A 10,053-nucleotide genomic window follows, 5' to 3' on the forward strand; every position below is an offset into this window, starting at 1 on the left:
TGTTCTCAATGAATGACTAACGCCTGGGTATATCCAAAAACCGTTCTGCTTCCAACGCTGCCATACATCCTCTTCCCGCAGCTGTTACAGCTTGGCGGAATGTTTCATCTGTCACATCCCCAGCAGCAAAAACACCAGCAATGCTTGTTGCTGTTGAGTCGGGTGCTGTCCATAAATAGCCGCCTCGTTTTTGTTTCAGCTGTCCTTCAAACAGAGAAACAGCAGGATCATGCCCAATGGCAATAAATATGCCCTCTGCATTCACTTTCATCTCGTGACCTGTCTTAACATGTTTCAGACGTGCCCCTGTTACAACAGCGCCCATTGAATCTTGAGCTGGCAGCCCCACAATTTCTTCAACCACATGATCCCAAAGAACACGCACATTATTACAAGCCAGCAACCTATCTTGTAAAATTTTTTCTGCCCGAAACTGCCCCCGCCTGTGAACCACGCTTACACTTTTAGCCAAATGCGATAAATAAAGTGCTTCTTCAACAGCCGTATTTCCTCCTCCCACGACAATAACGTCCTTATCACGATAAAAAAAGCCATCACATGTAGCACAAGCGGAAACACCTCCGCCCATAAAGGTCTGTTCACTTTCTAAACCAAGCCAGCGCGCTTGAGCTCCTGTTGCAATAATCAGTGCATCACAAGAATATTGTGTTCCTGAATCCCCATATAAGACAAAAGGATACTTCAACAAATCAGCCTTTATAATTGTATCATAAACAATTTTTGTCCCCATATTCTCAGCTTGTTTTGCCATTTGTTCCATCAACCATGGTCCTTGAATGGGATCTGCAAAACCTGGATAATTCTCAACATCAGTTGTAATTGTCAATTGTCCCCCCTGCTGCAAGCCCGTCACCAAAACAGGCTTAAGCATTGCTCTTGCTGCATAGACCGCCGCTGTATAACCAGCCGGACCTGAGCCAATAATCAGCAGACGAATATGCGATTGTACCATTAAATCCCCTTCACTTTATTATAAATTAATTATTCTATAAATGATAACGGAATGCAGCCTTTTAAAAAAATATTTTTCAAGAGCCCTAATTATGTTATGTATACTTCTTTTCAAGTTTTATGAAAAGGTCTGATTACTAATTCATCAAGGCACGCTAATGTTAAGAATTAATCCTTATCCTATAAAGAGAAAAATGTAACTTCTTATGAGCACAAAACCATAATAAAAAGAGATACAAAGATAGGGAACGATCATTTTTCAATTTATTATCAATGTCTGTGCACGTTTTGCCTTAATCATGGGAGGAGCAATGCTTTTGCCAATTTTTGTGGATTTGCACGACAACAATCGTAATTGGATAAGCTTTCTCTATTCTTGTGCCATAACCACCATGTTAGCAACGCTGATTCTTTTAGCAACTAAGGGAGCTACTTGTCGCTTTTCAGCACGGCTTGGCTTTATGCTCACTGTTTGTCTTTGGCTTACAGGAAGCATCGTAGGTGCCTTACCTCTTTATCTTTCTCCTCTTCCCATTTCTCTAGCAGGAGCCATTTTTGAATCTGTTTCTGGAATTACAACAACAGGCTCCACAGTCCTTTCTGATCTTGATAATTTATCGCGAAGTATTTTATTATGGCGTTCTCTTATATGCTGGATTGGGGGCATTGGTTTTATCGGTTTAGCCCTCTTAATTTTGCCTTCACTGCGTGTGGGTGGCGTGCGACTTTTTCATATGGAATCATCTGATAAATCTGAAAAAATATTGCCTCGCATCAACCAAATTGCTAACGGAATTATCATCGCTTATGTTGGGTTAACATTGGCTTGTATGCTTTCTTATTTTGCTGCAGGCATGAATTTATTTGATGCCATTAACCATGCAATGAGTACAGTAGCAACAGCTGGTTTTTCAACGCATGATGCTTCTTTTGGCTATTTTTCTGATACACCAGCCATCTTAATTATTTCAACAATCTTCATGTTGCTTTCTGCTTTACCTTTCGTACTTTATGTTAAATTAGTCCTTCCTGGACACTCTAAACGCTTCCTTGACCCACAAGTGATTGTTTTTCTCCATATCGTTCTCCTTTTCAGCTTTGCTTTAGCGGCATGGCTACGGTTTTATGATCATCGCGCGTTCCACTTGATTTTTCTTGATGTCATTTTTCACCTTTCATCCATTATTAGCACCACCGGTTACAGCGCTGAAGATTATCAACTTTGGGGACCGTTTGCGCTTGGAGTTTTCTTTATTGTTTCTTTTACAGGCGGATGTGCTGGTTCTACTTCTGGTGGCATGAAAATCAATCGCCTCATTATTCTTTGGCGTATTACACAAACAAATATAGAAAAACTTCTTTCTCCTAATGTCGTTGTAAAAGCGCGCTACGATCACTCAAATATATCAAATGATGTTGCTCAAGCCGTTTTGTTTTTTGTCTGTCTTTATATGTTTTGCCTTGTTATCGGCACTGCACTTTTGCTTACAACCGGTCTTGACTTTACCTCTGCCTTTACGGGGGTCTTAACCGCACTTTCAAATGTTGGTCCAGGCTTTGGAGATATTATTGGCCCCACTGGTAATTTCTCTACAATCAACGATCATGCTTTATGGATTTTAAGTTTTCTAATGTTAGCTGGACGCCTTGAAATCATAACAATATTCGTCCTTTTTATTCCCGCTTTCTGGCGTGAACAATTTTAATGCATAACACTTTATTTTACCAAAATAAAAGGTATGAACAATATGCGTAATAATATTCAACCTTCACTCAATCGACCGAAAATTTTCTGAAATTTCAATCAAATTATCATATAGATGATTATACAAGTTAACATAAAAATAATTCGGCAAGAACAATCAAGTACCAAGAGCTTTCACATTCATAACATATAACTCTTTACTCTATTAAGCCCTTTTATCGTTAAAAGTGGACGCATAGAACATTCTTTTTTAGGAATAATCTCTCATGCAAAAAATATGAATATTTGCTGATAAAAGTGTTTTTTCTCTTTAATAGAGTTACACCCTTATAGAAAAAAATGCTATTATATTACGAACTCACAAGCTTGTAAAAAACATCTCACAATACTCATCACCCCCATTTCACGACAGCCCTCATGAAAGATATAAAATGGGCACCATCATTTTTACTTAAATAACAATAAGGTGCAAGTCGGTACCAAAAAATAAGATATAAATTAGTACCACCATATTATTTTCTTTCTATTAATGTCGTAACAGCCTGCATTTCAGACAATTTATAAGAAATCTCTTTACACCCTGTCTTCAATAGTTTTTATCCACCACATGCCTTCTTCCAATTGTGATGTGCAAGAAGATAGCTCTCATTGTTAATATCAACAGATTTGACATAAGAAAATCTTACGCTACTCAAAGCTCTTATTCAAATTGAAAAGGTAAATTATCTATAAAAATCATATATATATATATTGATCTTAAATCCATCTTATCATGAATTTATTGAAAATATGTACGACTATTTTATCCATGGAGATACCATCATTATCTTTTTAAGACAAGAAAACGTTTTTTTTGCTATCTATTTAAGTCTTACAAAACCAACAATATCAGCACGACACCGTATAAGATAGTGCATAAATCCCCAGACTTGAGTTAAAGCATTATTTTCTTATTCTAAAATATCAATGAATAAAAGTAGCTTTCTTCTCTCCTAGTATGCTTTATCATAAACTACATATCGCTCTCAAGCGTATACATTTTTAATATTTTATCCAAAATTTTGAGAACTTTTTATAGCGTGCTACTAAAGACAATATAAATTTTGTAAAATAACATTTATATCATTGAGCTGTTTTCTTGATAACTATGAAAAACCTTTAAGGAAAATACTTTTATCATTCCTCAAGAAGATTTTTGATATAATAATCAAAGTCTTTTTTCTGCAAACAGTTCTTTGTAAACACTTTCAATCTTGCTTGCCTCTTTTTCCAAAGGAAAGTGCGTACGAACATGGGTTAAAGCTTTCTTTCCGGATGCCAATGTTTTTTCTACATCAGCAAAATAAGGTTCAATTGCTGCTGTTAAAGCCGCTCCATCTCCTGCTTGAACAACCGTTCCTGTTCCCTCGACCACCAATTCTTTAAAAATTCCTACATCACTCGCCACTACAGCCGTCTGTGATGCCATTGCCTCCAATGGTGTCAGACCAAAACCTTCCAAACGAGACGGAGTTACATAAAGTGATAAACGGCGATACCACACAGGTATATCAAGCCTTTCACCAAGAAAAATAATGCGGTCGTTTAAACCAGCTTCAGCAATCTTCTGTCGTAATTTCTTTTCAAAACCATAATGCTGTTCTGTAGTCCGACCAGCGATAAGTGCTGTCCATTCGGGATAGTCAGGCAATAATGCCATCATCGCGTCCACAAACAAATCAGTACCCTTTAAATAGCGCACGCGCCCAAAACATCCTACCGCATATTTTCCTGGCACCCCAGTTGCTGGAAAGTAATCATCAGGAATTTTGGGGGGTGAAAAACGCCTAATATCCACTCCATGCATAATAACCTTATGAGGCACTTCTAGATAGGTTCCCGTACATACACTAGTAGCGATAACTTTATCCATACGACGAAGCAACCATTTGGTAAAAGGCTTGTGTTCGCGTCGAGATGCCGAAGTAAAGATGAGTTTAAGCTTCATTCGCAAAACATCGCGTAAAAACACCCCGCAAAGCATCTCAATATTGCGTCGTGCATGCCAAATACGAAATGGCTTCCCTTTCGGACTTTTCCAAAGTCCGAAAAGGTCCTTAAAGGCAAGTGTCGGTAAAGTTCGTGGTAAACCAAACCCCAAAGTGGATATACGCACACCCTGTTCGCGTTGCAGTGGAATAAGCTGAATAATCGTAGATGTTACTCCCGACAAACGCCTTTTAAAGTGAGGCGCAATAATTTCAGTTTCGTCCAAAGATACACGCATAATAATCCATATGTTATTTAGATGTACTGAACCTTAATGATCTCGTAATTATGCGCACCACCTGGTGCATTCACCTCAATCACATCACCTTCTTGCTTGCCAATAAGTGCACGTGCGATAGGCGAAGAAATAGAGATTTTACCAACCTTTACATCAGCTTCTTGATCTCCTACGATCTGATACACTTTTTTTTCTTCAGTATCCTCATCCAAGAGTTTAATGGTTGCGCCAAATTTTATTTTATCACCTGAAAGACGCGAGACATCTATCACTTCTGCTCGTGCGATATAATCTTCAAGCTCATTTATACGCCCCTCATTAAGACTTTGCGCTTCTTTAGCTGCATGATACTCAGCATTTTCAGATAAATCACCATGCGCACGCGCCTCAGAAATTGCTTCAATAATTCGCGGACGCTCCTGTTGTTGACGCCAACGCAACTCTTCTTTAAGACTCTCAAAACCAGCTGTAGTCATCGGAACTTTTTCCATAATCCGTCCCTTTCTATTACACGGAAGGTTTAATAAAAATACAAAAAACGGCTTCCAAAATTACTTTTGGAATCCGAAAACTACGATCTTTTTTATTATATAGTACAGTATCGCTGTTTTCCATATAAAAATAAATAAAGGAAACAAAACATGCACAAATAGTGATTAAAACATCTCATTTTGGTGTTTAAAATATTAAAATTCACTCTACTGCTGAGTCTCCTAAAGAAGAAAGAATTGTATTTTTTTCTGTTTTATCATAGTCTGGCAAAAGAAATCATATGTGATACGAAGAGAGAAGGATAGAAAATCACTAAAGAAGTTCTTTACAGAAAAATGAAAAAAATCGTCATTTTTTTTATGTTTGGCTCTTTCTTTTTAGCCACAACAATATCAGAGGCAGCAGATGCTTTTGTTACGAGAAATCTTAATTTTAGAACAGGTCCCAGCACTCAATATGCACTTTGCGGCTTAATCTCTGCTGGAGAATTAGTTTTTGTTAAAAACTGTGAAGGAAATTGGTGCCATATCCGATATAACACTCAAATAGGTTGGGTGTCATCTCGTTATCTTTCATTTAAAGATGGAAATGATCTTTATCACACATATACAATGTCTTTAATGCCCAAACGTACCGATTATTCTCCATAACAGCTATAATAACTTATGCCCTCTTGAATATCATCATGGCAAAAATGCAATAGTGTTCACGAACAACCACAAATATGCTCCTTCCAAAGAAATACTTCGAAGAATTTGTCTCATAAAAAACTTGATCAATATCCTAATGAAAGCTCTAATAAACCAAAATAAATCTGTTCAATAACGTTTTGCTGTTGTCGTAATAAATTTGTAAAAATTAGTATTTTCTTTAAAATCACCAGCACTTTTCTATCAAAGGATACAACAATGAAAAATGGTGTTACTGCAACAGTAGAAGCTCTTTCTGCTCTTATTGCTTCAGGTAATCCTCTTTTTAAGAATGGTGCATTATGGACACCTCACCGCCCCATTCGTCCTGAAAAATCTGAAGGTGGTATTCCATTTCAACTCGAAACATCTTTTAAACCAGCGGGAGATCAACCTCAAGCCATTAAAACTCTGGTTGAGGGAATTCAAAAAAATGAACGTACACAAGTGCTTTTAGGTGTTACCGGCTCAGGGAAAACCTATACAATGGCCAATATCATTGAAAAAACACAGCGTCCAGCTTTAATATTAGCTCCCAATAAAACTCTAGCAGCGCAGCTTTATGGGGAATTTAAAAGTTTTTTTCCCCATAATGCCGTCGAATATTTTGTTTCCTATTATGACTATTATCAACCAGAAGCCTATGTTGCACGCTCAGACACTTATATTGAAAAGGAATCCTCAATTAATGAACAAATCGACCGTATGCGCCATGCTGCAACACGCGCTGTCTTAGAGCGTGATGATGTTATTATCGTCGCATCTGTCTCCTGCATCTACGGAATTGGTTCCGTAGAAACCTATACGGCCATGACCTTCGAAATAGAAAAAGGGGACAAACTCAATCAACGAAAACTCTTGGCTGATTTAGTCTCTCAACAGTATTATCGACAAGATATCAACTTCGTTCGTGGTTCCTTTCGTGTACGAGGGGATACAATCGAAATTTTCCCTGCCCACCTCGAAGATCGTGCTTGGCGTATTTCGCTCTTTGGCGATGAAGTGGAAACAATTACGGAATTTGATCCTCTCACCGGACAAAAAACAGGCGATCTTCAATCAATTAAAATTTATGCCAACTCACACTACGTAATACCACGCCCAACACTTAACCAAGCGATGAAATCTATCAAAATGGAACTCGTTCAACGCCTCGATGAGTTGAACGAAGCTGGACGTCTTTTAGAAGCACAACGTTTAGAACAACGTACAGTTTTTGATTTGGAAATGTTGGAAACCACCGGTTCATGTCCGGGAATTGAAAATTATTCACGTTATTTAACAGGACGAAATCCCGGTGAACCACCCCCAACTTTATTCGAATATATTCCACTCAATTCTCTTGTTTTTATCGATGAAAGCCATGTAACCATTCCCCAAATTGGTGGTATGTACCGAGGTGATTTTCGCAGAAAAGCAACCTTAGCAGAATATGGTTTTCGCCTCCCTTCTTGTATGGATAACCGTCCTTTGCGCTTTGAAGAATGGGATGCTATGCGCCCACAAACGATTGCTGTCTCCGCAACACCTGGACGGTGGGAAATAGAACAATCCCATGGTATTTTTGCAGAACAAGTTATTCGCCCCACAGGGCTTGTTGACCCACCAACAGAGGTTCGTCCAGCCAAAAATCAAGTCGATGATGTTGTGAATGAAATTCGTAAAACAATTCAAAAAGGCTACCGCACACTAGTGACCGTCCTAACCAAGCGTATGGCCGAAGATTTAACGGAATATCTCCACGAACAAGGTATTCGTGTACGCTATATGCATTCCGACATTGATACATTAGAACGCATTGAAATTCTACGCGATCTTCGGCTTGGCACCTTTGATGTCCTCATCGGTATCAACTTGCTCCGAGAAGGCTTAGATATTCCAGAATGTGGTTTTGTTGCCATTCTAGATGCCGATAAAGAGGGCTTTTTGCGCTCTGAAACTTCCCTCATACAAACAATCGGACGTGCTGCACGTAACGTAGATGGCCGTGTTATCCTCTATGCAGATACGATCACTGGTTCCATAAAACGAGCCTTACAGGAGACACAAAGACGTCGACAAAAACAAATAGCCTATAATGAAGAACACCATATCACACCGAAAAGTATCAAAAAAAATATCGGAGATATTCTCAATTCAGGCTATGAAAACAACCATATTCGTACAAATATCCCTGATGTCATCGAGAAAAAAAATATGGTTGGCAACAATTTAGCATCTCATATTAAACACCTCGAAAAATTAATGCATGAAGCAGCTGCTGATCTTAATTTTGAAGAAGCAGCACACCTTCGCGATGAAATCAAACAATTACAAAAGATAGAACTAGAACTCGCGGAAAATCCCTTAACACATCATAGCGAACAATCCACCCATGAGCGCGTATTACAACCAAGTCTTTTCTCCAAACCAAACCTTGCACACATGGGACCAACCATGGACACTGGTATTTTGGAAAATCAAAAAGGAAAATCTCGTAAAAACACCCCTAATCAAGCAACAATAAAACGAAAAAAACGCAATCAATGAAGGAGCAAAAAATTTCAAACCGCATAAAATAATCTTCAGCTCTTCTAAAAAAAGACGAAAGCTCAAAAGTAAACAGCGTTATCCGAAAAATAGACAACCTCCAACATCAAGGGTGCTTCAATTTGTCTAAAACAACATGAGAGAGAACATTTTATAAAAAATTTCTAAAATATATTATCTTTATACAGTTATACTCTGATATCTAACTCAATATTATTTATCCTTACAAGAAAATATTCAAATAGGACACTGTCCTATAATACAAATAAAGTAAAATAAGACTTTATCATAGCACCATAAGCCTATGATAAAAAATGATAACTTTTATTCATATCCCTATTGTTCAATTCATATTGTACCAAACAATAAAAAATTATCCCTAAATAAAGAGTTTATATTCCATAGTAAAAAATCGTGGACTCTCAATACAAACTTATTAATTAACCTCAAGCAGAGTACATTAATTGAAATCAAAATTCTGTTATGATTTCATTTTACTGTCTCCGCGATAGATTTAACTAAATAAATTTTTATTTTTTTGTCACAATAAAGTCCAAAATTGTTCAGGCTCTATTCAGTTTGAAACGTGTAGGATGTGAAAAATACGAATTTACACAAGGAGCATCATTATGAAAAAAGTGATCAGGTTAGCGGTATTATCAGCAATGTCAACTGTGACCGTTTTGATGCCGCTAAATGCAACGCTTGCGGATATGGCATGGAATCGTAGTGACTCTATCTCGAGAGAAATAGATGATATGATGAGGAAGATGCGTAAAGAAACAGATGATGCGATAAGGGAAATGAGGAAGAAAGCTGATATTCTGCCTTGCGGTTTTTCTCGCTCCCATTGTTCTGATAAAAAACGTAGCTTTTTATCTGATGATTTCCAAAAGTTTGTTGATGATTTCCACAAGAGTTCTGATGACGACAAGAGAAGATTTAAAGCCAAACATGAAAGGTCTGTAGCCAAACATAGTAAGACGGAACAACAACAACACCATCATCACCACCACCACCATTATCATCATGTTGAAAACAAAACATATCATTACGTCGAGCGCAAAAAGACAAAACACAGTAATATTCATATAGATAACTCAGGAGATGCTTTAGCGGTGGGTATTCTTGGTCTTGCAACAGGTACGATTCTTGGTACAATTTTAAAAAAACCAGAACAGCCACAAGTGGTTTATCAAATAGTACCACAAAATCAGGTAATTTATCAAAAAGTTCCGCAAAATCAAAGAGTTTATCAAGTGCAGCAAACGGTGGCATATGAGCCACTCCAGCAATCATTAGAATCTGATTGGCTTAACTATTGCAAGAAAAAATACCGTTCTTTCAACCCTAAAACAGGAACTTTCCGAGACCGTAATGGTTTGGAACACGTTTGTTAT

The 10,053-nt window shown here is 37.7% G+C and carries 7 protein-coding genes; 4 read left to right on the plus strand and 3 right to left on the minus strand.

The window, feature by feature from the left end; all coding sequences use genetic code 11:
* Nucleotides 1-16 precede the first annotated feature (16 nt).
* Nucleotides 17-973 carry a thioredoxin-disulfide reductase gene (gene trxB, locus ACFIK4_RS01700; RefSeq protein WP_375674715.1) on the minus strand — a complete coding sequence of 319 codons (957 nt, stop codon included), beginning with the start codon at nt 971-973 and terminating at the stop codon, nt 17-19.
* Nucleotides 974-1,283: 310 nt separating this feature from the next.
* Here trxB and ACFIK4_RS01705 point away from each other — a divergent pair, with 310 nt between their 5' ends.
* On the plus strand, nt 1,284-2,678 hold the full coding sequence (locus ACFIK4_RS01705; RefSeq protein WP_375620704.1) for a TrkH family potassium uptake protein: 1,395 nt from the start codon (nt 1,284-1,286) through the stop codon (nt 2,676-2,678).
* Between the two features lie 1,206 nt (nt 2,679-3,884).
* Here ACFIK4_RS01705 and ACFIK4_RS01710 read toward each other — a convergent pair.
* Nucleotides 3,885-4,943, minus strand: a complete 1,059-nt coding sequence (locus ACFIK4_RS01710) for a glycosyltransferase family 4 protein (RefSeq protein ID WP_375674718.1) — start codon at nt 4,941-4,943, stop codon at nt 3,885-3,887.
* A 17-nt stretch (nt 4,944-4,960) separates the two neighbouring features.
* A complete protein-coding gene (gene greA / locus ACFIK4_RS01715; protein WP_375628657.1) occupies nt 4,961-5,434 on the minus strand; it encodes a transcription elongation factor GreA in 474 nt (157 codons plus the stop codon).
* Between the two features lie 336 nt (nt 5,435-5,770).
* On the opposite strand from greA, the gene ACFIK4_RS01720 reads away from it, so the two are divergent.
* The 3 genes from ACFIK4_RS01720 to ACFIK4_RS01730 all read left to right on the plus strand — a co-directional run.
* Complete coding sequence (locus tag ACFIK4_RS01720; protein ID WP_375612971.1) at nt 5,771-6,085, plus strand: SH3 domain-containing protein; 315 nt, start codon at nt 5,771-5,773, stop codon at nt 6,083-6,085.
* Between the two features lie 258 nt (nt 6,086-6,343).
* Nucleotides 6,344-8,653, plus strand: a complete 2,310-nt coding sequence (gene uvrB / locus ACFIK4_RS01725; RefSeq protein WP_375674720.1) for an excinuclease ABC subunit UvrB — start codon at nt 6,344-6,346, stop codon at nt 8,651-8,653.
* Between the two features lie 629 nt (nt 8,654-9,282).
* Nucleotides 9,283-10,053, plus strand: a 771-nt coding sequence (locus ACFIK4_RS01730) for a BA14K family protein (protein ID WP_375674722.1), incomplete at its 3' end; no start/stop codon positions are given.

It is taken from the genome of Bartonella sp. AP9QHHD, from assembly GCF_042195625.1.
Classification (GTDB): Bacteria; Pseudomonadota; Alphaproteobacteria; order Rhizobiales; family Rhizobiaceae; genus Bartonella.

Bases quoted from the DNA above. Each gene is read 5' to 3' on its own strand.
- uvrB (WP_375674720.1), top strand. From the start codon at position 6,344: ATGAAAAATGGTGTTACTGCAACAGTAGAAGCTCTTTCTGCTCTTATT.
- trxB (WP_375674715.1), bottom strand. From the start codon at position 973: ATGGTACAATCGCATATTCGTCTGCTGATTATTGGCTCAGGTCCGGCT.
- ACFIK4_RS01710 (WP_375674718.1), bottom strand. From the start codon at position 4,943: ATGCGTGTATCTTTGGACGAAACTGAAATTATTGCGCCTCACTTTAAA.
- ACFIK4_RS01720 (WP_375612971.1), top strand. From the start codon at position 5,771: ATGAAAAAAATCGTCATTTTTTTTATGTTTGGCTCTTTCTTTTTAGCC.
- ACFIK4_RS01705 (WP_375620704.1), top strand. From the start codon at position 1,284: ATGCTTTTGCCAATTTTTGTGGATTTGCACGACAACAATCGTAATTGG.
- greA (WP_375628657.1), bottom strand. From the start codon at position 5,434: ATGGAAAAAGTTCCGATGACTACAGCTGGTTTTGAGAGTCTTAAAGAA.